The sequence below is a fragment of the Limnohabitans rimovensis (SeqCode) genome, assembly GCF_965234775.1.
Classification (GTDB): domain Bacteria; phylum Pseudomonadota; class Gammaproteobacteria; order Burkholderiales; family Burkholderiaceae_C; genus Limnohabitans; species Limnohabitans rimovensis.
On sequence record NZ_OZ248562.1, the window covers coordinates 681466 to 707644 of the forward strand.

General features: G+C 59.5%; 25 protein-coding genes, 1 tRNA gene and 2 riboswitches. Of the genes, 9 read left to right on the plus strand and 17 right to left on the minus strand.

Going from position 1 to position 26179, the window contains the following annotated elements:
• Positions 1 to 17 precede the first annotated feature (17 nt).
• The 5 genes from AC8GFZ_RS03315 to AC8GFZ_RS03335 all read right to left on the minus strand — a co-directional run bounded on the left by AC8GFZ_RS03315 (position 18) and on the right by AC8GFZ_RS03335 (position 6600).
• Positions 18 to 671, minus strand: coding sequence for a protein-L-isoaspartate O-methyltransferase family protein (locus tag AC8GFZ_RS03315; RefSeq protein ID WP_506642312.1), 654 nt, complete (start codon positions 669 to 671; stop codon positions 18 to 20).
• A gap of 29 nt (positions 672 to 700) precedes the next feature.
• Complete coding sequence (locus AC8GFZ_RS03320; protein WP_506642314.1) at positions 701 to 3901, minus strand: efflux RND transporter permease subunit; 3201 nt, start codon at positions 3899 to 3901, stop codon at positions 701 to 703.
• 3 nt (positions 3902 to 3904) lie between these two features.
• Positions 3905 to 5032, minus strand: coding sequence for an efflux RND transporter periplasmic adaptor subunit (locus AC8GFZ_RS03325; RefSeq protein WP_506642315.1), 1128 nt, complete (start codon positions 5030 to 5032; stop codon positions 3905 to 3907).
• Positions 5033 to 5036: 4 nt separating this feature from the next.
• The gene (locus AC8GFZ_RS03330; protein ID WP_506642316.1) at positions 5037 to 5681 is read right to left on the minus strand and encodes a TetR/AcrR family transcriptional regulator; all 645 of its coding nucleotides are present in this window, start codon (positions 5679 to 5681) and stop codon (positions 5037 to 5039) included.
• Positions 5682 to 5847: 166 nt separating this feature from the next.
• Positions 5848 to 6600, minus strand: a complete 753-nt coding sequence (locus AC8GFZ_RS03335) for a YdcF family protein (RefSeq protein WP_506642318.1) — start codon at positions 6598 to 6600, stop codon at positions 5848 to 5850.
• A 136-nt stretch (positions 6601 to 6736) separates the two neighbouring features.
• Here AC8GFZ_RS03335 and AC8GFZ_RS03340 point away from each other — a divergent pair, with 136 nt between their 5' ends.
• Together AC8GFZ_RS03340 and AC8GFZ_RS03345 are read left to right on the plus strand one after the other, a co-directional pair.
• Positions 6737 to 7105, plus strand: coding sequence for a tripartite tricarboxylate transporter substrate-binding protein (locus AC8GFZ_RS03340; protein WP_506642320.1), 369 nt, complete (start codon positions 6737 to 6739; stop codon positions 7103 to 7105).
• 26 nt (positions 7106 to 7131) lie between these two features.
• Complete coding sequence (locus AC8GFZ_RS03345) at positions 7132 to 8004, plus strand: isocitrate lyase/PEP mutase family protein (RefSeq protein ID WP_506642322.1); 873 nt, start codon at positions 7132 to 7134, stop codon at positions 8002 to 8004.
• On the opposite strand, the gene gcvP is transcribed toward AC8GFZ_RS03345, so the two are convergent.
• From gcvP to AC8GFZ_RS03365, 4 genes are all read right to left on the minus strand, one after another.
• Positions 8005 to 10983 (minus strand): aminomethyl-transferring glycine dehydrogenase, encoded by a 2979-nt coding sequence (gcvP, locus tag AC8GFZ_RS03350; RefSeq protein WP_506642324.1) that lies wholly within the window; start codon positions 10981 to 10983, stop codon positions 8005 to 8007.
• Positions 10984 to 11079: 96 nt separating this feature from the next.
• On the minus strand, positions 11080 to 11448 hold the full coding sequence (gene gcvH / locus AC8GFZ_RS03355; RefSeq protein WP_506642325.1) for a glycine cleavage system protein GcvH: 369 nt from the start codon (positions 11446 to 11448) through the stop codon (positions 11080 to 11082).
• A gap of 61 nt (positions 11449 to 11509) precedes the next feature.
• Positions 11510 to 12652 carry a glycine cleavage system aminomethyltransferase GcvT gene (gcvT, locus tag AC8GFZ_RS03360; protein WP_506644211.1) on the minus strand — a complete coding sequence of 381 codons (1143 nt, stop codon included), beginning with the start codon at positions 12650 to 12652 and terminating at the stop codon, positions 11510 to 11512.
• 36 nt (positions 12653 to 12688) lie between these two features.
• A riboswitch (glycine riboswitch) is annotated at positions 12689 to 12784 on the minus strand.
• A riboswitch (glycine riboswitch) is annotated at positions 12785 to 12858 on the minus strand. It abuts the riboswitch before it with no gap.
• A gap of 24 nt (positions 12859 to 12882) precedes the next feature.
• Positions 12883 to 14580, minus strand: coding sequence for an electron transfer flavoprotein-ubiquinone oxidoreductase (locus AC8GFZ_RS03365; protein ID WP_506642327.1), 1698 nt, complete (start codon positions 14578 to 14580; stop codon positions 12883 to 12885).
• 157 nt (positions 14581 to 14737) lie between these two features.
• Between AC8GFZ_RS03365 and AC8GFZ_RS03370 the strand changes: the two genes are divergently transcribed.
• Positions 14738 to 15157, plus strand: a complete 420-nt coding sequence (locus AC8GFZ_RS03370) for an acyl-CoA thioesterase (protein WP_506642328.1) — start codon at positions 14738 to 14740, stop codon at positions 15155 to 15157.
• Here AC8GFZ_RS03370 and AC8GFZ_RS03375 read toward each other — a convergent pair whose 3' ends face one another.
• Positions 15158 to 15736 carry a peroxidase-related enzyme gene (locus AC8GFZ_RS03375; protein ID WP_506642330.1) on the minus strand — a complete coding sequence of 193 codons (579 nt, stop codon included), beginning with the start codon at positions 15734 to 15736 and terminating at the stop codon, positions 15158 to 15160. It lies immediately after the preceding gene.
• A gap of 115 nt (positions 15737 to 15851) precedes the next feature.
• Between AC8GFZ_RS03375 and AC8GFZ_RS03380 the strand changes: the two genes are divergently transcribed.
• Positions 15852 to 16559 (plus strand): CoA transferase subunit A, encoded by a 708-nt coding sequence (locus AC8GFZ_RS03380; RefSeq protein ID WP_506642332.1) that lies wholly within the window; start codon positions 15852 to 15854, stop codon positions 16557 to 16559.
• Between the two features lies 1 nt (position 16560).
• Positions 16561 to 17199, plus strand: coding sequence for a 3-oxoacid CoA-transferase subunit B (locus AC8GFZ_RS03385; protein ID WP_506642334.1), 639 nt, complete (start codon positions 16561 to 16563; stop codon positions 17197 to 17199).
• A 64-nt stretch (positions 17200 to 17263) separates the two neighbouring features.
• Here the strand turns inward: AC8GFZ_RS03385 and AC8GFZ_RS03390 are convergent.
• Positions 17264 to 17337: transfer RNA gene (locus AC8GFZ_RS03390), tRNA-Gly, on the minus strand.
• 5 nt (positions 17338 to 17342) lie between these two features.
• On the opposite strand from AC8GFZ_RS03390, the gene AC8GFZ_RS03395 reads away from it, so the two are divergent.
• Positions 17343 to 17753: a hypothetical protein gene (locus AC8GFZ_RS03395; protein ID WP_506642336.1), complete on the plus strand. Its 411-nt coding sequence runs from the start codon at positions 17343 to 17345 to the stop codon at positions 17751 to 17753.
• A gap of 339 nt (positions 17754 to 18092) precedes the next feature.
• Here AC8GFZ_RS03395 and AC8GFZ_RS03400 read toward each other — a convergent pair whose 3' ends face one another.
• The 6 genes from AC8GFZ_RS03400 to AC8GFZ_RS03425 all read right to left on the minus strand — a co-directional run bounded on the left by AC8GFZ_RS03400 (position 18093) and on the right by AC8GFZ_RS03425 (position 24031).
• Complete coding sequence (locus AC8GFZ_RS03400) at positions 18093 to 18809, minus strand: ABC transporter ATP-binding protein (protein WP_506642338.1); 717 nt, start codon at positions 18807 to 18809, stop codon at positions 18093 to 18095.
• The gene (locus AC8GFZ_RS03405; RefSeq protein WP_506642340.1) at positions 18802 to 19551 is read right to left on the minus strand and encodes an ABC transporter ATP-binding protein; all 750 of its coding nucleotides are present in this window, start codon (positions 19549 to 19551) and stop codon (positions 18802 to 18804) included. The genes AC8GFZ_RS03400 and AC8GFZ_RS03405 overlap by 8 nt, the downstream gene beginning before the upstream one ends.
• Positions 19548 to 20525, minus strand: coding sequence for a branched-chain amino acid ABC transporter permease (locus AC8GFZ_RS03410; protein WP_506642342.1), 978 nt, complete (start codon positions 20523 to 20525; stop codon positions 19548 to 19550). Before AC8GFZ_RS03410 ends, AC8GFZ_RS03405 begins: the two co-directional genes overlap by 4 nt.
• Positions 20522 to 21397, minus strand: a complete 876-nt coding sequence (locus tag AC8GFZ_RS03415; protein ID WP_506642344.1) for a branched-chain amino acid ABC transporter permease — start codon at positions 21395 to 21397, stop codon at positions 20522 to 20524. The genes AC8GFZ_RS03410 and AC8GFZ_RS03415 overlap by 4 nt, the downstream gene beginning before the upstream one ends.
• 52 nt (positions 21398 to 21449) lie before the next feature.
• On the minus strand, positions 21450 to 22643 hold the full coding sequence (locus AC8GFZ_RS03420; protein ID WP_506642346.1) for an ABC transporter substrate-binding protein: 1194 nt from the start codon (positions 22641 to 22643) through the stop codon (positions 21450 to 21452).
• Positions 22644 to 22813: 170 nt separating this feature from the next.
• Positions 22814 to 24031: an MFS transporter gene (locus AC8GFZ_RS03425; RefSeq protein ID WP_506642348.1), complete on the minus strand. Its 1218-nt coding sequence runs from the start codon at positions 24029 to 24031 to the stop codon at positions 22814 to 22816.
• 169 nt (positions 24032 to 24200) lie between these two features.
• On the opposite strand from AC8GFZ_RS03425, the gene AC8GFZ_RS03430 reads away from it, so the two are divergent.
• The 3 genes from AC8GFZ_RS03430 to AC8GFZ_RS03440 all read left to right on the plus strand — a co-directional run bounded on the left by AC8GFZ_RS03430 (position 24201) and on the right by AC8GFZ_RS03440 (position 26157).
• Complete coding sequence (locus tag AC8GFZ_RS03430) at positions 24201 to 24827, plus strand: glutathione S-transferase family protein (RefSeq protein WP_506642350.1); 627 nt, start codon at positions 24201 to 24203, stop codon at positions 24825 to 24827.
• A 230-nt stretch (positions 24828 to 25057) separates the two neighbouring features.
• Positions 25058 to 25276, plus strand: coding sequence for a hypothetical protein (locus AC8GFZ_RS03435; RefSeq protein WP_506642352.1), 219 nt, complete (start codon positions 25058 to 25060; stop codon positions 25274 to 25276).
• Positions 25277 to 25458: 182 nt separating this feature from the next.
• Positions 25459 to 26157, plus strand: a complete 699-nt coding sequence (locus AC8GFZ_RS03440) for a hypothetical protein (RefSeq protein ID WP_506642354.1) — start codon at positions 25459 to 25461, stop codon at positions 26155 to 26157.
• Positions 26158 to 26179 lie beyond the last annotated feature (22 nt).

The following is a 26179-nucleotide window of genomic DNA, read 5'->3' on the forward strand; positions in this document are numbered from 1 at the left end:
CGGCTGTGGGCAGCTGTTTAAAAATGAAAAGCACTGGGTTGGGCAAAGCCCGTTAAGGGGGGGGCCAAAGTGTCCCACAGCACCTTTGAATGCCAAGATTGCGCAGCGTTGCGGGTGAACAGTGTGGTTTGCATCACCGGCTCTTCGCCCACGATGGCGATCAGACGCCCGCCGATGGCGAGTTGCTCCAACAAGGCTTGGGGCACTTCGCTGACCGATCCGCCCAGCACGATGGCGTCAAAAGGGCCGTCGCTGGCCGCACCCTGGGCGCCATCGGCGCAGCGCACTTGGGCATTGGCAATACCCGCTTGGGCCAGGTGGTGCTGGGCCAGTTGGGCCAAATCGGCATGCACCTCCAGGCTGAGCACTTGCCGCGCGCGCAGGGCGAGCAAGGCACACAGGTAGCCGCTGCCGGTGCCGATCTCCAGCACCGACTCCTGGCCTGTCAGCGCCAAATCGTTGGCCAAACGGGCATCGATTCGGGGGGGCAACATGGTTTGGCCATGGGGCAGGGGAATTTCGGTGTCGGCATAAGCCATCTCTTGGCAATCGGCCGGCACGAAATCTTCGCGCTTGATGTGCATCAAGGCATTCAAAACGGCTTTGTCCAGCACCTCCCAGGTGCGGATTTGTTGTTCCACCATGTTGAAGCGGGCTTGGTCTTGGTTCATAGGTCAGTCAGTGCGTGAGTGAAATGATTTTAAGCGCCGCCCTGGTCAGGGGCCTTGTGGGGCGCTGGGTTGCCCCATGTCCGCCGCGCCCACTGGGCCAAGTCGTCCATGTAGCAATAAATCACCGGCACCACCACCAAGGTCAACAGGGATGACGTGATGACACCGCCAATCACCGCTTGGCCCATGGGGGCGCGTTGTTCCGAGCCTTCGCTCAGGGCAAAGGCCAGGGGCACCATGCCAAAAATCATGGCCAAGGTGGTCATCATGATGGGCCGCAAGCGCACACGGGCGGCCAGCAGCAAAGCCTCGGTTCGGCCCACCCCAGCGTGCATTTGGCCGTCGTCGCCCAAGTGGGGTTCGCGGGCGCGGATGGCGAAGTCGACCAACAAAATGGCGTTTTTGGTCACCAAGCCCATCAGCATCACAAAACCAATGGCCGAAAACATCGACAAGGTGGAGCGGAAAAACATCAGCGAAAGCACCACCCCGATCAAGGTCAGTGGCAGCGAGCTCATCAAGGCCAGGGGCTGCAAAAAGCTTTTGAACTGGCTGGCCAAAATCATGTAAATAAAGATCACCGCCAAAGCCAGTGATGAAAGCGCGTAAGAAAACGACTCTTCCATGCTTTTGGTCGAGCCACCGATGCGAAAGCGGTAACCGGGGGGCAGGGGTACATCGGCCATCACGCGCCGAATGTCTTTGGACACTTCGCCGCTGGAGCGCTGGTGGGCATTGCCGCTGAAGGCCACCTCGCGCGAGAGGTCGCGCCGGTTGATTTGGTTGGCCCCGGTGGCCGTCACCACTTGGGCGACTTGGTTCAAACGGGCATTGCGTTGGCCGCCATCGGCCGCATTGGGCAAGGAAAAAGGCAGTCGCTCCAAGTCCTCGGGGGTGTTGCGGTGCGCGGGTGCCAGCCGCACGATCACGTCATAGGTCTGGTCGTCGGGGGCGCGCCAATTGCCCACTGTGGTGCCAGCAATCAGGGTGCGCAATTGGGTCGCCAAAGTGGCCACGCTCAGGCCCAGGTCAGAGGCAGCGTCTTTCCTTACCACCACCTCGATGGTGGGTTTGTTGGGCTTGATGCTGGAGTCGATGTCAACCAGCCCTGGCACGGTTTGGAGTTGTTGCATCACCCGGCGGCTGATGCGATCAAGCTCAGTTTGGTCCGGCCCCAGCAAGGAAAATTCGATGGCTTTGTTGCTCCCGCCCACGGCCTCTTGCAAACCCACATGGGTCACGGTGATGCCCGCCACCCGACCCAAGCGCTCGCGCAACAGGCCAATCATCTCGTCCAGGCTGCGACTTCTTTGCTTGCGGTCGATGAGGCGCACCAGAATGTTGGCGTAAACCTTGCCAGCCGCCACACCGGTGTTGATGGTCGACAAGGTGTACCTGACCTCGGGAAAATCGCGCAAGATGGCCTCGACTTGCAAGGTTTTGGCCTCGGTGGCTTCCAAGGATGAACCCATCGGGGTGTAAAAACTCACCGTGATTTCGGAGAAGTCGGCCTTGGGCGCAAACTCGGTGCCCAGCAATGGCACCAGGCCCAGGCTGGTCAAAAAGGTGGCCAAGGCAATGGTCAAGGTGGTTTTTTTGAAGCGCAGGGCCCATGCCAAGGTGCGTTGGTAGACATCGGCCAAAGCCTGGGTGCGGTGGTCAAACCAGCCGGTGACTCGGCCAATGCTGCGGTCATACCATGAGCGCCCCGGTTTGGTGCCATGCGCAGCAATGCTGGGGTCGTGCCAAATGCTGGACAGCATCGGGTCCAGTGTGAAACTGACAAACATCGAGATCAGCACCGCAGCCACGATGGTGATGCCAAATTCGTGAAAAAACTTGCCGATGATGCCGCCCATGAAGCCAATCGGCAAAAACACCGCCACGATGGAGAAGGTGGTGGCCAGCACCGCCAAACCAATCTCCTGGGTGCCGTCCAAGGAGGCCTGGTAGGGGGACTTGCCCATTTGCACATGGCGCACGATGTTTTCGCGCACCACGATGGCGTCGTCGATCAACAAGCCCACACACAGCGACAAGGCCATCAGGGTGATCATGTTGATGGTGAAGCCAAACATGTACATGAACAAAAAAGTGCCGATGATGGAAATCGGCAGGGTCAGGCCGGTGATGACGGTGGAGCGCCAGGAGTTGAGGAACAAAAACACAATCAACACCGTCAACATCGCCCCTTCGATCAGGGTTTGGCGCACGTTGTTCACCGCCACCCGGATGCTGCGCGCACCATCGCTGACCGTCTCCAGCCGCACGCCAGGGGGCAGGCTGCTGGCCAGCTCTTTGACCGTTTGGTTCAAGCCATCGACCACCCCAATGGTGTTTTCGTCTTGCGACTTCTGCACCGACATCAGCAAAGTGCGCTGGCCGTTGTACAAAGCCAAACTCTCCACTTCTTGACCCGCGTCTTGCACCAGGGCCACTTGGCGCAAATACACCGGCCCAGCCGGTTTGCGCGCCACGATGATGGCGCCAAAGTCTTCTGGCCGCTTCAAGCGGGCATCGATTTGCACCACCCGCTCTTGTTGGCTCGAGCGCACGGTGCCCAGTGGGAGGTTTTGGTTTTCTGAGCGCACCGCATTGACCACTTGGTCAGCGGACACGCCCCAAGCTTCCATGGCCTGGGGGTTGAGCAAGAGATTGATCTCCCGTTTGGTGCCACCCACCAAGCTGACCGAGCCCACGCCACGCACGTTTTCCAAGCGTTTTTTGAGGGTTTGGTCGGCCCAATTGGTCAACTCCACCGCCGACATGGCGCTGGCGCCAGGTGCGGGGGCTTGTGCCACGACGGCCAAGGAGTAAACCGCTTTGCTGGCCGGGTCAAAGCGCAACACCCGGGGGTCTTTGACCTCATCGCGCAACAGGGGGCGCAGATTGGCAATTTTTTCGCGCACGTCTTCAGCCGCTTTGCGCCCGTCAATGTGCAGCTGAAACTCCACCAACACCACCGATGTGCCTTCGTAGCTGCGCGAGGTCAGGGTGTTGATGCCGGCAATGGCATTCACCCCTTCTTCAATTTTTTTGCTGACCTCGGACTCGACCACTTCGGGGGAGGCGCCCGGGTATTCGGTGGTGATGACCACCACCGGAAAGTCCACATTGGGGAATTGGTCCACCTGCAGGCGTTGGTAGGAAAACAAACCCAGCACCACGATGGCGCACATCATCATGGTGGCGAACACCGGGTTGTGCAAACTGACGCGGGTGAACCACATGGTTCAGGGGGCCTTGGTCGGTGTGTTGACTTTGACGCTGAGGCCTTCGCGCAGGCTGCCCACTGCGCCGCTGATGATGGTGCTGTCCGCATCGGCGCCACTGATGCCCACCCAGGTGTCGTTGCTGCCCTCGCTTTGGCCGCGCGGCCCTAAGGTGACATTTCGGTAAACCACTTTGCCGTTGACCAGGGTCTGCACATAGGCTTGGGTGCGCTCGGTGCGCACCGCCGACAAGGGCACGGCCAGCACCTGGGCTTGGTCGGTATCGATCACGCCCTGAACAAATTGGCCATGGCGAAGGCCTGGCAGCGTTGTGAATGACAAATAGACCATCACGCTGCGGCTGCCGCTTTGGGTGCTGGGGTTGATGCGGGCCACTTTGGCCGGAACGGGCACCTCTTGTCCCTCAACCCGTACCCGGGCGGTTTGGCCGGTGCGCAAGCCCAAGACATCGGCCGCGCTCATGGGCACTTCAATTTCCACCCGGCTCAGGTCCACCAGCTCCAACACCCGGGCATCAATTGCCAGCCGCTCACCAGGCTGGGCCAAGCGCGCCGACACCTGGGCGTTGATGGGCGAGCGCAGCACCGCGTCCTCCAGGGACTTGGAAGCCACTTCGGCAGCAGACAGAGCCGCCTTGTGGGTGGCCTGAGCCCCCTGCAAGGTGGCCAAGGAAGTATCGAGCGCGGTTTTGGAGATGAAGCCTTGGTCAACCAGGGCTTTGTTGTTGTCGAATTGGCGTTGGGCAATGTCTATTTGGGCCTTGGATGCATCGGCCTGGTCCTTGAACTGTTGCAAGCGGCGCAGGTATTCGGTGGGCTCGATGCGCGCCAAGACCTGACCGGTGCGCACGCTGTCGCCCTCGCGCACCGACAAATCCATCAGCTCGCCGGCCACGCGGGCTTTGATCACGGCACTGTTCACAGCTTTGATACTGCCGGTGAAGGGCACGCCCACTGTCAAGGGGCGGTTGCTCAGGGTCATCACGTCGCCAGGGGCCAACTCATAAACCATTTCCACCACCACGGGTGCTGCAGGGGGTGTGGCACTTCGGCTTTTGAAATACCAAGCCGCCCCCAGGCCACTGGCCAAAATGACAACCACCAAGGTTCTTGATAAGGTTTTATTCATGTTTTCAGGCCCTCTGGGGCAGCGCCACCAGCCCATGCAGCAAGACATCGATTTGATGCTCTAAAAAGGCCATGGGTGACATGGACAGGCTGGATGAGAAAGCGGTCATGCTGTTTTCCCAAATCATTAAAAAAATCATTGGCGCGACGATGGTGTGCACCGCGATGTCGGCGTCCATGGGGCGAAATTCACCGTTGGCCATGCCGCGCTCCAAAATGCGCCGCAACAATATGTTGCCGGGGCGCATGACCGATTCGACGTAAAAGGCCAACAAGTCGGGGAAGTTGCGCGATTCGCTGATCATCAGCTTGCAGATGCCACTGGCAGGGGTGGAGCCGATTTTTTCCCACCAACTGTGAAGGGCAAACCGCAGCATCTCCGCGCTGCTGCCCTCAAAACTTTCAAAGGCTTGGTTCCAGGCCGGAAAGTGCTGCGCAAGATTTTCGCTGACCACGGCTTTGAGCAGGTCTTCCTTGGTGGGGAAATACAAAAACAAGGTGCCTTTGGACACCCCTGCCAAGGCTGCGACATCTTCCACCTTGGTGGCGGCGTAACCCTTTTGCACAAACAACTGCAAAGCCGCCTCGAGCAGTTCGCCGGGGCGAGCGTCTTTTCGCCGTTCGCGTTTGTGTGTTAAATCTGGGGTCACTTTGTTACTGACTGATTGGTTATTAATGTAACAGACGGGGGCGCAAAGTGGTCAACGGGGGCGAATGGATCGCGGCCGCTAAATATGGGTAATTCACAAGGTGATGAACCATGTCGGGGTGAAAAGTGGGTAATGGACCTGACCCACATCGACCGTTCTCATGTGCTTAGCGCGCCACCCACAAGCCTAGGCGCTCACGAATCACTTGTGTAGAGGTCATCAGGGCCCCTGAGTTGGGCACCCAATCCAGCAGGTTGTTGAGCTTGCCAGGGTGGGCCATGGGGATGGGCGTGACCACAAATCCGGCGCGTTCAAACTGGCGCACGCTGCGCGCCATGTGCCAGCTGTCGGTGACCAAGCCGATCCGGGTGATGCCTTGGGCCGACAGGATGCGAAAGCTTTGTTGGGCATTTTCTTGGGTGTCGCGCGACTGGCTCTCGGCCCAGCGCAGGGGCCAACCAAAAGCGTCTTGGGCCACCCGCTGTGCCACTTCGGCCTCCGTGGGGCCGTTGCTGCGGCCCCCCCAACCCACACCGCCAGTGAACATCAGGGGCAGTTGGGTCACGCGGGCCCATTGCACCCCTTGGCGCAGCCGGTCCAGGCTGTGGCGGCCCAGTTGCGCGACGCCGTCTGGCAAGTCCACCTCGACCCCGCCGCCCAGCACCACCAAGGCTTGCACCTGTTGGGTTTTGAAGTCCTGCGCGCTGACCATGGGGTGTTGGGGCAAGAGGTGCCGACTCAGCCACACACTCACTGCTGAGCAACTGAGCATCCACAGGCTGGCCAAACCCAGGGCGATGGCTGCATGTGCCCAGGCGCGGTGGCGTCTCAAGCCCCACCAAGCCACAGCGATCAGCAGCAGCGGCGACAACGGGGGCAGGGCCAGGGCGGTCAAATAGGGTTTGATTTCGGGCAGCATGGAAGAGCAGGCGATCGGGAAGGTATTGGAGGGTGCAATGTTGAGGGGATGCCAGTGGGCAGGGGCTGGGCTGTCGCCGAGCGGTCAGCACAGGCCGCAGTCTAAGGGGTTGCGCGGTCAAAATAGAGGCCACAGCTTGGCTGAGCAAGCCACTTGGCTTGACACACGCTGGGCCCCCAGCGACGCTTTCTGGATGAAGGGGCAGGTGTTCATCGTCAACATTCCCTATCGCGGCGCGGCGCCGGCCATTGCCGAGGCCCTGACTGGGTTTGAGTCCAGCGCTTGGTTTGGACTGTTTGGACCCGCGCGCATGGACGCAGCCCTGGTGCAAAAGATCAGCCAAGCTGCGCGCCAAACCCTGCTGGTGCCTGCCGTGCGCCGACGCATCGAGGCCGAGGGTGCCCAGGTGGTGGGCAGCAGCGCGGCAGATTTTGAGCGCTTTGTGGCCCAAGATGTGCTGCGCTGGCGCGATGTGGTGCGCTATGCTGGCGCCAAACCCGAATAATCACTTCACCTTCACAGAGCTTGCCCATGAACAACCCCACCATGACCTTTCACCAGCGCCTGCAACAAAACCAAGTGGTCTTGGCCCCTGGCATTTACGACGCCTTGAGCGCTTTGATCGCGGAGCAATCGGGCTTTGAAGCCTTGTATTTGTCTGGCGCATCCATCGCCTACACCCGCCTGGGCCGCTCGGACGTGGGCTTGACCACCGCCACCGAGGTGGCCGATACCTTGGCGCGTATCACCGAGCGGGTCAGACTGCCCGTGATCGTGGACGCCGACACCGGTTTTGGCAATGCTTTGAACGTGCAGCGCACGGTGTTGGCCTTTGAGCGGGCGGGCGCGGCCATGATCCAACTCGAGGACCAGGGCTTTCCCAAGCGCTGTGGCCATTTGGACGGCAAAACTGTGGTCCCAACCCGCGAGATGCAAGGCAAATTGCGGGCGGCGCTGGACGCGCGGCGCAGCCCCCAAACCTTGATCCTGGCCCGCACCGATGCGGTGGCGGTGGAGGGCTTTGAAGCCGCCATGGACCGTGCCGAAGCCTATTTGGAATGCGGTGTGGACGCGCTGTTCATCGAAGCGGTGCGCAGCCCCGAACAAATGGATGTGGCGTGTGGCCGTTTTGCAGGGCGCATCCCGATGTTGGCCAACATGGTCGAGGGCGGTAAAACCCCGGTGACCGATGCCCAAAGCTTGGGGCAAAAGGGTTACCGCATTGTGATCTTCCCTGGCGGCACGGCACGGGCGGTGGCGCACACCTTGCAAGGCTATTACCGCAGCTTGCACCAGCACCAAACCAGTTTGCCTTGGCGCGAGCAGATGCTGGACTTTGACGGTCTCAATGCGGTGATTGGCACGCCCGAACTGCTGGCCACCGGCCAGCGTTACGAAGGCTGATCAGCCCGAGGTCTGTCTGTCCGCGGCGTAGGCGGACAGGGGCACGCAACTGCAAAACAAGTTGCGGTCGCCATGCACGTTGTCGATGCGGCCCACACTGGGCCAGTACTTCACACTGCCCAGGGGGCGGCCCTGCAACACCGCAGCCAACTCGCGGGAATAGGGGTGGGGCCAGTCCGCACCCAGCACGCTGCCCACCGTGTGAGGTGAGTTTTTCAGCGGGTTATTGTCTGGCGGCCAAACACCGGTTTCAATGTGGCGAATTTCTTCGCGGATGGCGATCATGGCTTGGATGAAGCGATCGAGTTCCTCCAGCGTTTCGCTTTCGGTGGGCTCAACCATCAAGGTGTTGGCCACGGGAAAGGACAGGGTGGGCGCATGGAAGCCATGGTCCATCAAACGCTTGGCCACGTCCTCGGCCATCACACCGGCACTGTCTTTGAGGCCACGCAGGTCCAAGATGCATTCGTGCGCCACGTGGCCGTGCTCGCCCGCGTACAAGGTGGGGTAGTGGTCGGCCAAACGGCGGCTGATGTAATTGGCGGACAGGATGGCCGTCTCTGTGGCCAGTTGCAAGCCGGCCGCGCCCATCATGCGGCAGTACATCCAGGAAATGGGCAACACCGCGGCGTTGCCCAAAGGCGCCGCTGAGATGGCGCCCACCGCCGGTGCGGCGGCAGGTTTGTCTTGGCCGCTGGTCGGGGTTTGGGCGGTTTGCCCGCCACCGGGCCAGCCCCCCGTGGCATGGCCAGGCAAAAAGGGCACCAGGTCTGGCACCACGCACACCGGTCCCACGCCGGGGCCGCCGCCGCCGTGCGGGATGCAAAAGGTTTTGTGCAAATTCAGATGGCTGACATCGCCGCCAAATTCGCCGGGAGCGGCCACGCCGACCAAGGCGTTCATGTTCGCGCCATCGACATACACGCGCCCGCCATGCTGGTGCACCAATGCGCACAAGGCCTTGACCTGGGTTTCAAACACCCCGTGGGTGCTGGGGTAGGTGATCATCACTGCGGCCAGGTTGGCGCTGTGCTGCTCGCACTTGGCTTGCAAATCGGCCATGTCCACATTGCCGTTCTCGTCGCACTGCGTCACCACCACTTGCATGCCCACCATTTGGGCGCTGGCGGGGTTGGTGCCATGGGCGCTGGACGGGATCAGGCAAATGTGGCGGTGCCCTTGACCGTGGGCGCGGTGGTAGGCCTGGATCACCAGCAAGCCCGCATATTCGCCCTGCGAGCCCGCATTGGGCTGCAAGCTGATGCCGGCGTAACCGGTGGCCTCGCACAGCCATTTCCGCAACTGGCGGTCCAACTCGGCATAGCCTTGCAGCTGATCGGCTGGCGCAAAGGGGTGGACGTTGGCAAATTCGGGCCAGGTGATGGGAATCATCTCGCTGGTGGCATTGAGCTTCATGGTGCACGAACCCAGCGGGATCATGCTGCGGTCCAGCGCCAGGTCTTTGTCCGATAGCTGGCGGATGTAGCGCAACATGCCGGTTTCTGAGTGGTATTTGCTGAACACCGGGTGGGTGAGAAAGTCGCTGCTGCGGCGCAAGCCCTCGGGGATCAGGGGGGCTATGCCTTTTTCAAATGTTGACCATTCGGGCAGAGCGCTGTCAGGCCGGGCCAACAACTGCCACAGCAACTGCACATCTTCGCGGGTGGTGGTTTCGTCCAGGCTGATGCCGATGGTGTGGTCGTTCAAGCGGCGCAGATTGACACCGGCGGCCACAGCCCGCGCTTGCAACTCGCTCGCCGCTGAGGGAGACGTCATCACCACACCCAAGGTGTCAAAGGCGGTGTCATGGAGCATCACGCAACCCATTTGTTGCAAGCCCTGGGCCAAGATGGCGCAATAGCTGCTCACGCGTTGGGCGATGCGCTTCAAGCCTTGGGGCCCGTGGTAGACCGCATACATGCTGGCCACCACCGCCGGCAGCACTTGGGCGGTGCAAATATTCGAGGTGGCTTTCTCGCGCCGAATGTGCTGCTCACGGGTTTGCAGGGCCAGCCGGTAAGCAGGGTGGCCGTGAACATCGATGCTGACCCCGACCAAGCGACCGGGCATGGAGCGTTTGTATTCGTCTTTGCACGCCAAATAAGCAGCATGTGGGCCGCCCGCGCCCATGGGCATGCCAAAGCGTTGCGTGGTGCCGATCACGATGTCAGCACCCATCTCGCCTGGGGGTTTGAGCAAGGTCAGGGCGAGCAAATCGGCACACACAATCAGTGCCGCTTGGTGGCTGTGGATGATGTCAGCATCGGCCGACGCGTCAACCAACGCACCGCTGCTGCCAGGATAAGCACGCAAGGCGGCAAAGTAGCCACCAGCGGCCAAAGCGGTTTGCCACGCTTGTGGGCCGTGGGTCAGCACCACTTCGATGCCCAAGGGCTGGGCCCGGGTTTGGATCACCTCGATGGTTTGCGGGTGGCAATCTGAATCCACCACCATCCGCATGCTGCGGGCTTTCACCTGGCGCTTGGCCAAGGTCATGGCCTCGGCGCCGGCGGTGGCCTCGTCGAGCATGGAGGCATTTGCGATGGGCATGGCGGTCAGGTCGCAGACCATGGTTTGAAAGTTCACCAAGGCTTCCATGCGGCCTTGGCTGATTTCGGCTTGGTAGGGCGTGTAGGCGGTGTACCAGGCGGGGTTTTCCAAAATATTACGCAAGATCACGCCGGGGGTGTGGGTGCCGTGATAGCCCTGCCCAATGAAACTTTTGAGCAATTGATTTCGACCGGCCATGGCCTTGAGCTCGGCCAATGCCGCCGCTTCGGTGATGGGCGGCGGCAACTGCATGCTGTGGCGCCGGGCAATTGATTGCGGCACGATGGCCTCGATCAGGGCGCGGCGCGAAGCCGCGCCAATGACCCCCAACATGTGTTGCTCGTCTGCGGCACTGATGCCAATGTGGCGGGCAATGAACTCCGAATGGTTTTCCAATTCGTCCAGGGGTTTGGCAGTGGGCATGAGCATGGCGGGGCCTTTGGGTGGCAAGGGTCAGGGATCAGTGGCGGGGAAAAAGCGGTGGGCGAACGACAGCGACAAACGGCTTGCGCCCACCGTGTGCGGTCATGAACCGGTCAAGGCCGCATAGGCGGCTTCGTCCATCAAGGCATCGATTTGAGCGGGTGCGCTGGGCTGCACCTTGAAGAACCATCCTGCCCCCAATGGGTCGGTATTGGCCAAGGAAGGGTCGTCGCGCAAGGCTTCATTGACCTCAGTGACGGTGCCACTGATGGGCATGTAGACGTCGGCCGCGGCCTTGACCGACTCGACCACCCCCGCCACGGCACCTTGTTCAAATGCGCTGCCCACCTCGGGCAATTCGACAAACACCACATCGCCCAAGGCGTCTTGGGCATGGTGGGTGATGCCCACGCAAGCGACAGCTCCTTCGGGGCGCACCCATTCGTGTTCAACGGTGTATTTGAGGCTCATGGGGAGGTTCCTTTGCTGGTTCTAAAAAAGCGTTAATGGATTAATTGGGGTCAGATTCCAATTATTTCGGTCCGCGGTGGTATCGATTGGGCACAAACGGCATGGCAACGACTTCCATGGGCACGGCTTTGCCGCGCACCACCGCGTTCAGCCGATGGCCCGGGCTGGCATGGTCAGGGTGCACGTAGCCCATGGCAATGGGTTGATCGATGCTCGGGCCGAGCAGCCCGCTGGTGACTTCACCGACATCTTTCCCATCCACCGACTGCAGCACCGTGTGTTCACGCACCGGCACGCGCTCCAAAGCCAGCAGACCGACACGGCGGCGTGGCAAGGGATGTAGTCCGTCCAACTGTGCCAGCACCTGGCCTGAACCTGGAAAGCCACCCGCCCGATCACCGCCGCTGCGCCGAACCTTTTGGATGGCCCAGTTCAGGCCCGCTTCGATTGGCGTGGTTTGCGCGTCAATGTCCTGGCCATACAGGCACAAACCAGCCTCCAGGCGCAGGGAGTTGCGCGCGCCCAGGCCAATCGGGGCCACACCGTCTTGCGCCAGCAGGGCTTGGGCCAAGGGGCTGGCCGCGTCTTGATGAACGGAGATTTCAAAACCATCTTCCCCGGTATAGCCGCTGCGGGTGATGTACACGGGGTGGCCTTGCCAGCTGAAGGCCCCACCGGTCATGAAGACCAAGGCAGAAACGCCGGGAATCAAGTTTCCCAAAGCCTGTGCGGCCGTTGGGCCTTGCAAGGCCAGCAAGGCTTGCTGAGGCAGGGGGATGACCTGGCACAGGGTGCCAATGGCCGCTTGAATGTGCGCGATGTCGTGGACCTTGCAAGCGCCATTGACGATCAGCAAAAGGTCATCACCCCGGTTGACAAACATCAAGTCGTCGATGATGCCGCCTTGCGCATTCAGCAGCAGGCCGTAGCGTTGTTGGTTCAGCCCCAAGCCCAGGACGTCCATCGGAATCAGTGTTTCCAAGGCGCGGGCGGCACCAGGGCCCACCAAGCGGATTTGGCCCATGTGCGACACGTCAAACAAGCCCGCTGCAGCGCGGGTGTGTTTGTGTTCGGCCATCAGGCCTGCGGGGTATTGCACCGGCATGTCATAGCCCGCAAAAGGCACCATGCGTGCCCCCAGGGACAAATGCAGGCCATGCAGCGGGGTTTTGAGCAGCGTGTTGTCGGACAAAGTGGGCTCCAGCCAAAGGCAGTGCCAGCCCCATGCCAGCACCGGGAACCCTGTTGTCCGCTTTACCTGAGAGATTCAGACCGCCAAATGCAGCTTTGCCCCTTCGGTGGATGCCGCTTTGCACGGCACCTCTCTCCAACAGAATCGATTGCGTCAGTCCTTTTGCCTGAGCGTTCAGCCTTCGGCGGTTCTTGCGAACTCTCTCCTGACCGACGGGATTCTAACCACCCCGCCAAGCGCCCTCACATGCCGGCGTAATTGGGCCCGCCGCCGCCTTCGGGGGTGACCCAGATGATGTTTTGCGTGGGGTCTTTGATGTCACAGGTTTTGCAGTGCACGCAGTTTTGCGCGTTGATTTGCAAGCGCTCGGTTTTGTCGTCGTTTTGCACGTATTCATACACGCCGGCCGGGCAGTAGCGCGTTTCGGGCCCGGCGTACATGCGCTTGTTGACCAACACCGGGATGGTCGGGTCGGTCAGGGTCAGGTGGGCGGGCTGGTTTTCTTCGTGGTTGGTGTTGCTGATGAACACGCTGCTCAAGCGGTCAAAACTGATGACGCCATCGGGTTTTGGGTAACGGATGGGCTTGCATTCGCTGTATGAGCGCAGCGCCACATGATCGGGTTTCAGGCGGTGGATGGTCCAAGGCATGTTGCCGCGCAACACAAACTGCTCGATGCCGGTCATCAGCGAGCCGACGTTGAAACCCTTTTTAAACCATTGCTTGAAGTTGCGGGCTTTGTTGAGCTCGGTGTACAGCCAGCTGTTTTCAAAGGCCTGGGGGTAGGCGCTGAGCTCGTCGTGTTGGCGTCCCGCTTGCAAGGCGTCAAAAGCTGCTTCGGCGGCGAGCATGCCGGTTTTGATGGCCGCATGGCTGCCCTTGATGCGGCTGGCATTCAGGTAGCCTGCGTCGCAACCGACCAATGCGCCGCCGGGGAAAACCGTTTTGGGCAGGGACAGCAAGCCACCAGCGGTGATGGCGCGCGCGCCATAAGAAATGCGCTTGCCCGGTGCAATGCCCTTTTCGGCATCGCCTTCAAAGTACCAACGGACATTGGGGTGGGTTTTGAAGCGTTGAAACTCCTCATAGGGGCTGAGGTAGGGGTTGGTGTAGTCCAAACCCACGACAAAACCCACCACCACCTTGTTGCCTTCGGCGTGGTACAAAAATGACCCGCCGTACACATCGTTCTCCAAAGGCCAGCCGGCGCTGTGCATGGCAAAACCGGCTTGGTGGCGTTGCGGGTCAATCTCCCACAGCTCTTTGATGCCAATGCCATAGCTTTGGGGGTCTTTGCCGGCGTCAAGTTTGAAGCGGGCGATGACTTGTTTGCCCAAGTGACCGCGCGCGCCTTCGGCAAACACCGTGTATTTGGCATGCAATTCCATGCCGAGTTGGAAGTTCTCCGTGGGCTCACCGTCTTTGCCCACCCCCATGTTGCCGGTGGCAACGCCTTTGACAGCGCCGGTTTCGGTGTACAGCACTTCTGCCGCGGCAAAGCCCGGGAATATTTCAACGCCCAAGGCCTCGGCCTGTTGCGCCAACCAGCGTGTCACGTCGCCCAAGCTGACGATGTAATTGCCGTGGTTTTGAAAACACTCGGGCAGCAACCAGTTGGGCGTGCGGATGCCGCTGTTTTCGGTGAAGAACATGAAGGCGTCATCGGTCACCGGTTGGTTCAAGGGTGCGCCCATGGCCTTCCAGTCGGGAAAAAGTTCGGTGATGGCGCGCGGGTCCATGATGGCGCCCGACAGAATGTGCGCGCCCGGCTCGGAGCCTTTTTCCAGCACCACCACCGACACCTCATGGCCTTTTTCTTGCGCCAACTGCTTCAAGCGGATGGCGGTGGACAAGCCCGCCGGGCCGGCGCCCACCACGACCACGTCGTATTCCATGGCTTCACGGGGTCCGTACTGGGCAATGATTTCGGCTGCGGTCATCGTGTCCTCATATGGCTGTGATCAACGTTGGGCATTCTAATTGCGAGCGTTTGCAACAGATAGAGATAATCGTCCTCATATTCGGAGACATGGCCATGAAGCACACCATCCACCGCCCAGCAGCGTTGTTGGCGACACCCACCCCCAGGGGGAACGCATGAAGTTGGAGATTCCAGAGGTCAAAAAGCTGGTTCACGAGATGGTGATGCCCATCCGTTGGGGCGACATGGACGCCATGGGCCACCTCAACAATGCCAGCTACATGCGTTTCATGGAGACCATTCGCATCGAATGGTTCACCCAAATTGGTTGTGACCCCAACCCCCAGGGGCAAGGGCCGGTGATCGTCAACGTGTTTTGCAACTTTTACAAGCAGTTGCAGTACCCCTGCGATGTGCGCATGAAGATGTATGTCAGCGACGCGGGCCGCAGTTCATTTGAATCCTGGGCCACGTTTGAGCCCGTGGATCAGCCCGGTGTGATTCACGCCGCCGGCGGCGCGACCACCATTTGGGTGGACTTCCCGGCCCAAAAATCAGCCCCCTTGCCCGACTGGATGCGCGCGCACATCACCTGATCAGGTCGGTTTGGCTTTGGGTTGGCGCCCCATGGCGTAGAACTCGGTATTGGGCATCATGCCGCTGAAGCTGGCCATGCGGTTGGAGAGCCCAAAAAAGGCGGTGATGGCGGCGATGTCCCAAATGTCTTCGTCGCTGAAGCCGTGGGCGTGCAGGGTGGGGAAGTCGCTGTCTTCAATCTGGTCGCTGTGCAGACAAACCTTCATCGCAAAGTCGAGCATGGCCTTTTGGCGCGGGCTGATATCGGCTTTGCGGTGGTTGACCGCGACTTGATCGGCCACCAGGGGCTTTTTCTCGTAAATGCGCAATATCGCGCCGTGGGCCACCACGCAATACAAGCAGTGGTTGGCCGCGCTGGTGGTGGTCACGATCATTTCGCGCTCGCCCTTGGTCAGGCCTGAATCCTCTTTCAACATCAAGGCGTCGTGGTAGGCAAAAAACGCCCGCCATTCAGCCGGGCGGCGCGCCAAAGCCAAAAACACATTCGGGACAAAACCGGCCTTTTCTTGCACTTCCAAAATGCGCGCTTGCAGGTCTGGGGGCAGCGATTCCAGGCTTGGCATGGGGTAACGGTTCATGGGTTTGCTCCGAGGGTCAACAGCGGTCAAAGTGGGGTTGGCGATGCTTGCAAAAGGCTACGGCAAGGGCGTTGAGTTGTAGTATCGTTGATGTTTTTCAGTCACGGAGCCAGGTGTGAACAAAATCTTTCCGAGTGCCAGCGAGGCGCTCCAGGGCATCGTCAAAGACGGCCAAATGCTGGCCGTGGGTGGCTTTGGTTTGTGCGGCATTCCCGAGGCCTTGATCGAGGCCATGCGCACCAGTGGCGTGAAGGATTTGACCGTCATCTCCAACAACGCAGGGGTGGACGGTTTTGGCTTGGGCCGCTTGCTCGAAACCCGACAAATCAAAAAAATGATCTCGTCTTATGTGGGTGAGAACAAAGAGTTTGAGCGCCAATACCTGGCCGGTGAGCTGGAGTTGGAGTTCACCCCCCAAGGCACCTTGGCCGAAAAGCTGCGCGCCGGTGGTGCGGGCATTCCGGCCTTTTTCACCAAAACGGGCGTGGGCACCATGGTCGCCGAAGGCAAAGAGTTGCGCGAATTCGATGGGGAAACCTATGTCATGGAGCGCGCCTTGGTGCCCGATGTGTCCCTGGTCAAGGCTTGGCGCGCTGACAAGTCGGGCAATTTGCAATTCCGATTGACGGCGCGCAACTTCAACCCGGCCGCAGCCATGGCGGGCAAGATTTGTGTGGTCGAGGTGGAGCAAATCGTGGAAATCGGTGACATGGACCCCGATCAAATCCATTTGCCCGGCGTTTATGTGCACCGACTGGTGCTCAACGCCCACCCAGAAAAGCGCATCGAAAAGCGCACCATCACCGAAACATCAGGGGTTTGACATGAGCTGGAGCCAAGACCAAATGGCCGCACGCGCGGCGCACGAACTCGAAGACGGGTTTTACGTCAACCTCGGCATCGGCATCCCCACCTTGGTGGCCAACCACGTCCCGGCGGACATCGATGTCTGGTTGCAGTCTGAGAACGGCATGCTGGGCATTGGGCCCTTTCCCAAAGAGTCAGAGGTCGATGCCGACCTGATCAATGCCGGCAAGCAAACCGTGACCACCATCGCAGGCACCTCGATTTTTGGCAGTCATGACAGTTTTGCCATGATCCGTGGCGGAAAAATCAATTTGTCCATTTTGGGCGCCATGCAAGTCAGCGGGCGTGGCGATTTGGCCAATTGGATGATCCCCGGCAAGATGGTCAAAGGCATGGGCGGCGCCATGGATTTGGTGGCCGGCGTCAAGCGCGTCATCGTGTTGATGGAGCATGTGGCCAAGAAAAAAGACGGCACCGAAGACCTGAAAATTTTGGCCGACTGCACCTTGCCTTTGACGGGTGTGGCGGTGGTCGACCGCATCATCACCGATTTGGGCGTGATGGATGTCACCCCGCAAGGCCTGAAATTGGTGGAACTGGCCACGGGCGTGACCCGCGATTTCATCCAGTCCAAAACCGGCGTGCCCTTGATCTGACCTGGCCCTGTTCAAGACCGCGTGTGGACTTCAATGTTTGTCAATGACACGGTCTCGGGGCGATTGGAGCGGGTGAAGGGAATCGAACCCTCGTCTAAAGCTTGGGAAGCTGCCGTTCTGCCATTGAACTACACCCGCATGCCATGTTGAATTGTAGCGGCCCCACCCTGGCGCAAGCCCCAGCGGCTCGAGGGCAAGGTGCGGGCATGTGCGGGCTTGCACTTGGGCGCTGGCTTGTTTTGGGTCTGTGGGTGCTGTGCCTGAGCGATGCGGCTTGGGGCCAAAAACCGGCCGACGGTTTGACCCACACCTGTGTGCGAATCATGCGCGACACCGCGTTCAACGAAACCATTGAAAAAATGTGCAGCTTCAAGGGTGATGTGTCGGAGCGTTTCAAGGAAACCTTTAAAAAGCGCAAATGCGTGAGCAAGGTGAACCAAGCCGAGCAAGATCGCATCAAGGCCGAGGTTTATGCCAACACCACCGAGCAAAAAAACATGGTGGGATTGAAAGACTTTTGCTTGGTCCATAAATCGGCTTATCACAACCTGTAGACACACCAGCGTTGGCTGGTGTCAGCCCAAAGGTAATGGTTCAGGCGCGCCAGTTGGGCCGCTCAGGATCTGGCGCGGGGGCGGCGAATGTATCGCAGCCATGCCCACATGCATGTCCCACCGGTGGCAAAGGACAGCCCTTGTAAAAGAATGAACAGCGCATTTTGTCGCAGATGTTGGGCGTCAATGAAAAGCGTTGAAAAGCCCACAAACAAAAAAAACACCGCCAACACAAATGCGTTGTGGTTCAAGGTTTTCGGCAAGACGGTCTGGGGTGAGTGGGCGGTATCGCTCATGGCCAGATTAGATGGGGCCGATCTGACCCAGGGATGTGCACTTTCAATGGGCCACGATCAATTGGGCCAAGCGCTCGGGTTGGGCCAGCAGGTCGGCGCTTTTGCCGCTGTGGATGATGCGGCCGCGGCTGAGCACCAACACGTCTTCGGTGACTTGCAAGGCCAGTTTGGCCGATTGCTCCACCAGGACCACGGTCAAAGCTTCCTCGCGGATCAAGCGGGTCAGGGCTTGCAACAGCATTTCCACAATGATGGGCGCCAAGCCCTCCATGGGCTCGTCCAAAAGCAAAATGGCGGGGTCGCCCATGAGCGCACGACCGATGGAGAGCATTTGCTGTTCTCCGCCCGATATTTGGTTGCCCATGTGGCTGCGCCGCTCAGCCAGGCGGGGAAACAACTCGTACACACGCTCCATGGGCCAGCGGCCTTTGCGCGCAGCCACCATCAGGTTTTCTTCGATGCTGAGAGATGGAAAAATATCTCGGGTTTGGGGCACATAGCCAATGCCCAAACGCGAGCGCTCGTGCACGGGTGAGCGCTCGATCGATTGGCCACGGTATTCAATGCGCCCACCGTGCAATTGGGTGTGCCCCATCAAGGTGGCCAACAAGGTGGTTTTGCCCACCCCGTTGCGACCCAGCAAGGCCAGCGCGCCACGCTCTGGCACATCAAAGCTGATGTCCTCCAACACCACGGTCTCGCCATAGCCCGCACGAACGCCTTGCAGCCGCAGGGCCAAAGGGGTGCTGGGTTCAGTCATGTTGCTCTCCCAAATACACCTGGTGCACGCGTTTGTCGGCGGCTATTTCTTGAGGGCTGCCCTCACACAAGACCTCGCCTTGGACCAGCACGGTGATGCGCTTGGCAAAGCGAAACACCAAGTCCATGTCATGCTCGATGATCAGGATGGCCATGTCTGCGGGCAAGGCGTCCAGCGCTTGCAGGATGCGGTCCGACTCCATCGAGGGCACGCCAGCGGCTGGCTCGTCCAGCAACAACACCTTGGGTTGCAGGCCCAGGGCAATGGCGATCTCGACCAAACGTTGTTTGCCATAGGGCAAATCGGTGATGCGCAAGCCCGCATCGGCGGAAATGCCCAGCAGCTCTAGCAAAGCCATGGACTCATCGCGCACGGCCTTCAAAGCGCGGGCAGGCTGCCAAATTTGGTCGGCCACTTGCAAACGCTCGGCCACACCCAGTGCCACGTTGTCGAGCACCGTCATTTTCTTGAACAAGGTGTTGATCTGAAAGGTGCGCCCCAGTCCCCGGCGCACCCGCTCGGCTTGGGGCAAGGCGGTCACGTCTTGGCCACCAATGAATACTTGGCCAGAGGTGGGGGCCAGTCGACCGGTCAGTAAGTTGACAAAGGTGGTTTTGCCCGCGCCATTGGGACCAATCAGGGCATGACGGGAGCCGGGCTCCAAGCGGAAATTGATTTGCTCGGCCACCGTCAAAGCCCCAAAGCTTTTGCACAGGCCCCGGGTTTCCAGCACGCTGCTCATGCGGTTTTTCCTTTGAAGCGTGTCACCCAGCCATCGATCAAGCCCAAAATGCCACCGCGCGCAAACAGCACCACCAGCACCAGCATCAGGCCAATACCGAAATACCAGTACTCGGGGAATTTTTTGGCCAAGAAATCTTGCGCCACCAAAAACACCAAGGGGCCGACAAATGCGCCGTACAAGCGGCCCACGCCGCCCAAAATCAGCATCACCAGCAGTTCACCCGAAGGCTCAAAGCCCAGCACATTGAGGCCCACAAACTGATTGGTTTGGGTCAGCAAGGCACCGGCCATGCCAGCCATGGTGGCCGACAGGGTGTAGACCTTGCGCAAGCGTGCATCCACGGGCGCGCCTATGGCGTGCATGCGCAGGCTGTTTTCACGGATGCCGGTGAGGGACACCCCAAATGGCGAATAAATCAAGCGGCGAACCAGCCACCAACTGACCAGCAAAATGAACAAACACCACAAATAAGCGGTCTTGCCAAACATGTCAAAAGAAAACATGCCAAAGATGGGGGCGATGACCACGCCAGACAAACCATCGGCACCGCCCGTCACCGGAGTGGCTTTGTTGGCGACCTCCAGGCACAAGGCCGCAATGGCCAAGGTGAGCATGAGCTGGGTCAGGCCATGCATGCGCAAGATGATGGCGCCCGTGGCCAATCCCAGTAATCCGGCGGCCACACCGCTGGTGAGCAACTGAACAATGGGGTCATGAAAGCCGAGCTTGGCCGACATGATGCCCGTCACATAGGCGCCCAAACCGAAAAAAGCCGCATGGCCCAAGGTGATGATGCCCGCGTAACCAATGATCAGGTCCAGCGACAGGGCAAACAATATATAAGTGAGGATGCGAGCGCCCAAGGGAAGGTAATCGGGCAGCAGAAAAAATGCCAGCCCAGCGGCCACCCAGGGCAGGGCTTCGGTCCAGCGCAAACCCGGGTTGGCGTTGTATCCAACGTGCTGGCTCATGTGCGCTTCCCAAACAATCCGGCCGGTCGCCACAGCAGCAAACCGATGGTGGCAATATAAATAAAGAACGCGCCAAATTGCGGCAGCCAGTATTTGCAGGCGGTGTCGGTGATGCCAATCAGCAGCGCCGCCACAAACGGTCCGCGCAGGCTGCCCAAGCCGCCCACAGAGACCACGATCAAAAAGTAGACCAACTGTTCAAACGGGTAGGTCGGTTGAATGGCCACAATCTCTGCGCCCAACGCGCCGCCCAAGCCAGCCAAGCCGCTGCCCACGGCAAAAGTGATGGCGAACAGGCGCCGGGTGTTGATGCCAATCGACTGGGCCATGGCCCGGTTGTCCACCGCGGCGCGCACTTTGGCGCCCCAAATGGTGCGTTCGACGCCAAACCAAAGGGTGGCGATGATGCAGGCACTGAACAGAATGAGAAAAACCCGGTAAGCCGGAAAGTCCCGGCCCAACAGAGAAAACTGGCCCTTGAGGTATTCGGGCAAGACCACCGGTTGCTGCAAGGTGCCGAAAATGAGCCGCGCCACGGCCACAGACATGAAGATCAGGCCAATGGTCAGCAGCACTTGTTCGAGTTCGACCGCACCATACAAGCGTGAATAGAGCAAGCGCTCGAGCACCACACTGGCCAGGGCCACCAGCACAAAAGCCAGCACCAAAGCCAGTGGGAAGGGCACATCCCATTGCGACAAGGCGGTGACCAAGACATAGCCACCGGCCATGGCAAACACCCCATGGGCCAGATTGGTAAAACCCATCAAGCCCATGGTGACCGACAGGCCCACTGAGATCACATAAAGAATCATCCCATAGGCCACGCCGTGAAAGGCAACGCTGACCAGGGATGAGAGAAACGCTTCCATATGGAAAAGACAAAAGTCAGTTCACCGCACAAAGCGGTGCTGGCGAAGGGCTTTATTTCTTCTTGTCGGCTTCTTTCATGGGGTCTTTGAGGCCGGTGCTGAGGGTTTCCAACTCGACATTGGCCAACTTGCCAGCAACCTTGCGCACCTCGCGCAGGTACTCGGGGTTGATCACGTCACGGGTTTCAGGGTCGATGGAGACCATGCCACGGGGGCTATTGGGGTTGCGCCATTTCTTCAGGGCTTCCATGGTTTTGTCAGGGTCCACTTTGCCGCCTTGTTCGCGGATCGCATGGAAGATGGCATCCATGGCGTCCCAGGCACCCACAGCCATGAAGCTGGGGTTGAGGTTTTCGCCAAATTCCTTTTTGTAGGCGGCGACAAAAGCCTTATTGGCTGGGCGGTCCGAATGGGCCGAGTAGTGGTGAACCGTGGTCACACCCAAGGCGACATCACCCATGTTGGGCAGTTCGTCATCGGTCACGATGTCACCCGTGCCGATGTACTTGACGCCAGCTTTGGCCAGGTCGAGGTCAGCATAGGCTTTCATCATGCCAGTCGCCGCTTTGCCCGCAGGGTTGAAGCCAAACACCACTTCTGGCTTGGCATCTTTGATGCGCTGCATGAAGGGCACAAAGTCGGGGTTGGCCAGAGGAACGCGCAAGCTGCCGACAATTTCGCCGCCACCTTCTTTGAAGCCCTTGATGAAGCCTTCTTCGGCTTCGTGGCCGGGGGCGAAATCACTCACCGCTGTATAGGCGCGCTTGTATTTTTTGGCCGCCCATTGGCCCAACGGATATGAAGATTGCCACAGGGTGAAGGACACCCGGGCCATGTAAGGTGCGTTGTTCATGATGCGAGCACCCGCCGCATTCATGCTCACAAAGGGGACTTTGGCTTCGGTGGTCAGGGGAGCAATGGCGGCCATGTTGGGGGTCCAGACCAAGCCGGTGAGGAATTGCACCTTGTCGCGCACGATCAGCTCTTGGGCCACGCGCTTGGCCACATCCGGGTTGGGGCCGGTGTCGTCACGGGTGATCAACTCGACCTTGACGCCAGGGGGCAGTTTGTCCCCATTCAGCTTCATGAACAGTTTGACGCCCTTATCTAATTGGTCGCCCTGGGCAGCGGCAGCGCCACTGTAAGAACTGATGAAACCAATTTTGATGGTTTGTGACAAAGCAGGTGTGGCAACGCTGAGCAGCGTGGCCACCAAACCGGCGCAAATGGACGCATTGAATTTCATGAAGTCTCCTAAAGCAAGCGATGGAACGACCCACAGGTCATTGCAAATGGGCGGTGTAGTCTATCAAACTTCCACTTTTGGAAATCAAAAAACAGTTTGGATTGCCTCGGGCAAACCCTTGCGCCGGCTTTAATATCCATGCCTGGCTTTTCGCCAGACAAGGTGAAGTGTCAAACCCGATCTAAATCAGTGGCATTGCGCCGCTTGAGTTGATGGGCAAAAAACAGCACCACCCCCACCAAGCACGCATCGGCCACGGCCATCACTTGGGCTGAGCCCAGCCGGTCGACCCAGTGGGTCACGGTGCTCACGCCGATCGACTGACCCAAAAACAAGCCGCTGGCAAACAAGGTGACTGCGGTCCCACGGGCCTGGGGCGCCATTTGGGTGGCTTTGGCTTGCAAGGTGTTGTGGAACATGGCAAAGCCGTAGCCGGTGAAAAAACAAGCTGGAACGGCCAAGGCCCACCAGGGTGAAAAAGCAATCACCCCAAACGACAAAACCAACAGTGCCCCACCCGTGCGGGCCATGTTCACCTCGCCCAAGCGCTGAATGGTGGGCCTGGCCGTTGCCATGAAAAGCACCCCACCCAACCCAAACAAGGCGCTGGTGCCGCCCGCCATGCTCAGGGACAGGCCATGGCTGTGGTGCAAATGGGCGGCCGTGATGGTGAGCAAGCCAAAAACAGTCGCGCCTTCGAGCAAAGCGATCAACAGCACTTTGCGAGCCCAGGTGGTGCGAAAAACCTCAGCGGTTTGTTGCACAAAGCTGGCACCGGCCGGTGGGGGTGGACTGGCAGCAGCGACTTGTTTTTCTTCGCGCCACAGCAGCACCGCCACACTGGCAAACAGCGCAGACATGGCCACAAAAGCCCAGCGCCAGCCCAGGTTGTCGGTGATCAAGCCGCCCAGCCACTGCCCCGCTGTGATGCCCAACATGGTGCCCAGGCCCACCCGGGCCAGGGTTTCTTGCCGTTGTGCATAGGGCACTTGGTCGCCCACCCAGGCCAAAGCCAGCGGCACGATGGCCGCCGAGGACACCGCAGTCAGGATACGGGCCACGACCAATTGGTCCAGATCTTGGCTGATGGCGGACAAGACTGCGCCAACGCTGCAGCCCAAGGTGGTGATCATCACCACGCGGTATTTGCCCCAGCGGTCTCCCAACGGGCCATAAATCAATTGCATCAAACCGTGGGTCACGGCGTAAAAAGAAATCACATGGCCCACCATGGACAACGGCGCATCGAAGACCCGGGATAAATCGGGCAGCATGGCATCACACATGCGCTGTACCGCCATGCTGGAAAAGGTCGCCAGGGACAGCAAAAAGATGGCGCGCTTTTGGGCCGCAGTGGGCCCAGAGGGGGAGGGTGTGGGATGGGTCAAAGCAAGCGCACTGTAATCGGCTGGGGCTCAGAGCGCAGTCACGCCCAGCGCACTTGTCCTTTTGCGAACCAAGTCAGTGGGTTTGCCAGTCGTGTGGATGACTGTGGTGAGGCTCAAAGGGGTCTGCTCTGGTTACCATGGACCTCTTTTTAAGCCCCAGGAGTTGGCCATGACCGCCCCCAAGATGCGTTTGATGCACGGACCCTTTTCTCCTTTTGTTCGCAAGGTTGTGGTGTCGGCGATTGAAAAGGGCATGCTCGATCACATGGAGTTGATTCCCACCACCGTGAGCGCTGGGAAAACCAATGAAGAGCTGATCATGATCAACCCCACGGGAAAAATCCCCACCTTGGTCACCCCCGAAGGCATGGCTGTTTACGACTCAACGGTGATCGTCGAGTACCTTGATCAGGTCCAGCCAGCTGTGCGCCTCATCCCCACCGACCCAGCGCAGCGTCTGCGCAGCCTGCGCATGAACGCCACGGCCGATGGCTTGATTCAAGCGGGCGTGTTGGTGCGCACCGAGTTGTTGCGCGATGCGGCCAAACAGTGGCCCGAGTACCTGGCCCAACAGTGGGTCAAGGTGCGCCATTGCCTTCGCGTTCTCAACCAAGACATTGCCAGCAGTGGCGAGCAGGTCACCCTGGGCGAAATTGCCGCCGCTGCCGCTTTGGGTTGGATCGATTTGCGCTTGTCAGAAGAAAATTGGCGCGCCCAAAACCCCGTCCTGGGTGCCTGGTACGAGGGCTTTGCACGGCGCCCATCCATGCGCCAGTCGGCGCCGCCTGCGGCCTGAGGCTTTATCGCTTCAGCCCCAGCCTGCTTGCCTGGACGCTGCGATTTCGAAATTGGGCAATGGTGGTGCAAGACACGGTAACAAGGATGCATCGCTCAACCCCGTCTTCATGCATGGGGGCCAGCACTTGTTCGATGGTGAGTGGTTGGCCATGGCACCAAAAAAAGAAAAAGACTCCTCAAGTTGGCAGGTTCGGTGTCGATTCCAGCCTGCACCCCAAAAAACACACCATGATCATTGAGCGCGTCAACCTGCAGCACATCAAACAGCAGGACCATGTCAGCACCCTCCAAGCTTTGGAGGTTGGCGAGAGCATTTACTGTGATGATGCGCGCAAGGCCCAAAGCATCCGGGTGCTCAGTTACTACTTGGTGCGTTCTAGAAAGTTGGATCGGAAGTTTGTGTTTCGAAAGATGGACCGGGGTTGGCGCATTATTCGCGTCATCTGAACCCCATCCATCCCAGCCCTAGCCAACCAACTGCACGGTTGGGTTTAAGCCAATGAACGCGGGTTCGATGAATATAGCGTGGCGGCTGATTGACAATACGCCAATGCAGGACCTGATTGAGCGGGACTGTTTCTGTTTTGTTCAATGGCCCTTTGGGGCTTTGCTGATGGTGACTGCCCTTTATGAGATATTGTTTTTTTGCATATTTTGAGTTTGAACAAGTCCATCCTGACCCGTTGGGTCGGATTCCGGTGGACATGGGGCGTGGCTTGGCGGAGTTGGCCGGTTTAACCCAGGCCTTGGTCCACACGCCGTTGCCAGCAGACACGCCGCACGCTTTTCCAGACGATCAAAAATCCCCACATTTGGCTTGGCAGTTGTATGCCGACCAACCCGAGGATTTAGAAGCTTGGTTGATGCCGCATGGGGCGCTGAACCAGGCGTTGCCCCAGTTGCTGGCCATGATGGGCCAAGGCGGGCGGGTGGTGCAGCAGCAATTGATGCTCAACCGCCGTTATCCCACCCCCGTGTCGGCCGGTACCCGTTCGTCCACTTACCTGGTGCATTACCCCGGGCAGGCCGATGATCTGAATGCCTGGAACACCCATTACCTGACCAGCCACCCAGGCATCATGCAAACCTTCCCGGGCATCCAAGGCATCGAAATCTATACCCGCGTGGATTGGATCGGCGGATTGCCGGGTCCCAGGGTGGACTTCATGCAGCGCAATAAGGTCGTGTTTGCCGACGCCCAGGCGCTGAGCGCGGCTTTACTCTCCCCAGTGATCAACGACATGCGGGCAGACTTTCACCGCTTTCCCCCCTTCAGCGGCGGCAATGTGCACCACCCCATGGCGACCTTCGCGGCTTTGTCGCATTGAGTTTTTCCTCGGCGCTTGCGCC

Bases quoted from the DNA above. Each gene is read 5' to 3' on its own strand.
- AC8GFZ_RS03315 (WP_506642312.1), bottom strand. From the start codon at position 671: ATGAACCAAGACCAAGCCCGCTTCAACATGGTGGAACAACAAATCCGC.
- AC8GFZ_RS03320 (WP_506642314.1), bottom strand. From the start codon at position 3,901: ATGTGGTTCACCCGCGTCAGTTTGCACAACCCGGTGTTCGCCACCATG.
- AC8GFZ_RS03325 (WP_506642315.1), bottom strand. From the start codon at position 5,032: ATGAATAAAACCTTATCAAGAACCTTGGTGGTTGTCATTTTGGCCAGT.
- AC8GFZ_RS03335 (WP_506642318.1), bottom strand. From the start codon at position 6,600: ATGCTGCCCGAAATCAAACCCTATTTGACCGCCCTGGCCCTGCCCCCG.
- AC8GFZ_RS03345 (WP_506642322.1), top strand. From the start codon at position 7,132: ATGAACAACCCCACCATGACCTTTCACCAGCGCCTGCAACAAAACCAA.
- gcvP (WP_506642324.1), bottom strand. From the start codon at position 10,983: ATGCTCATGCCCACTGCCAAACCCCTGGACGAATTGGAAAACCATTCG.
- gcvH (WP_506642325.1), bottom strand. From the start codon at position 11,448: ATGAGCCTCAAATACACCGTTGAACACGAATGGGTGCGCCCCGAAGGA.
- AC8GFZ_RS03365 (WP_506642327.1), bottom strand. From the start codon at position 14,580: ATGACCGCAGCCGAAATCATTGCCCAGTACGGACCCCGTGAAGCCATG.
- AC8GFZ_RS03370 (WP_506642328.1), top strand. From the start codon at position 14,738: ATGAAGTTGGAGATTCCAGAGGTCAAAAAGCTGGTTCACGAGATGGTG.
- AC8GFZ_RS03375 (WP_506642330.1), bottom strand. From the start codon at position 15,736: ATGAACCGTTACCCCATGCCAAGCCTGGAATCGCTGCCCCCAGACCTG.
- AC8GFZ_RS03385 (WP_506642334.1), top strand. From the start codon at position 16,561: ATGAGCTGGAGCCAAGACCAAATGGCCGCACGCGCGGCGCACGAACTC.
- AC8GFZ_RS03395 (WP_506642336.1), top strand. From the start codon at position 17,343: ATGTTGAATTGTAGCGGCCCCACCCTGGCGCAAGCCCCAGCGGCTCGA.
- AC8GFZ_RS03400 (WP_506642338.1), bottom strand. From the start codon at position 18,809: ATGACTGAACCCAGCACCCCTTTGGCCCTGCGGCTGCAAGGCGTTCGT.
- AC8GFZ_RS03405 (WP_506642340.1), bottom strand. From the start codon at position 19,551: ATGAGCAGCGTGCTGGAAACCCGGGGCCTGTGCAAAAGCTTTGGGGCT.
- AC8GFZ_RS03410 (WP_506642342.1), bottom strand. From the start codon at position 20,525: ATGAGCCAGCACGTTGGATACAACGCCAACCCGGGTTTGCGCTGGACC.
- AC8GFZ_RS03415 (WP_506642344.1), bottom strand. From the start codon at position 21,397: ATGGAAGCGTTTCTCTCATCCCTGGTCAGCGTTGCCTTTCACGGCGTG.
- AC8GFZ_RS03420 (WP_506642346.1), bottom strand. From the start codon at position 22,643: ATGAAATTCAATGCGTCCATTTGCGCCGGTTTGGTGGCCACGCTGCTC.
- AC8GFZ_RS03430 (WP_506642350.1), top strand. From the start codon at position 24,201: ATGACCGCCCCCAAGATGCGTTTGATGCACGGACCCTTTTCTCCTTTT.
- AC8GFZ_RS03435 (WP_506642352.1), top strand. From the start codon at position 25,058: ATGATCATTGAGCGCGTCAACCTGCAGCACATCAAACAGCAGGACCAT.
- AC8GFZ_RS03440 (WP_506642354.1), top strand. From the start codon at position 25,459: ATGAGATATTGTTTTTTTGCATATTTTGAGTTTGAACAAGTCCATCCT.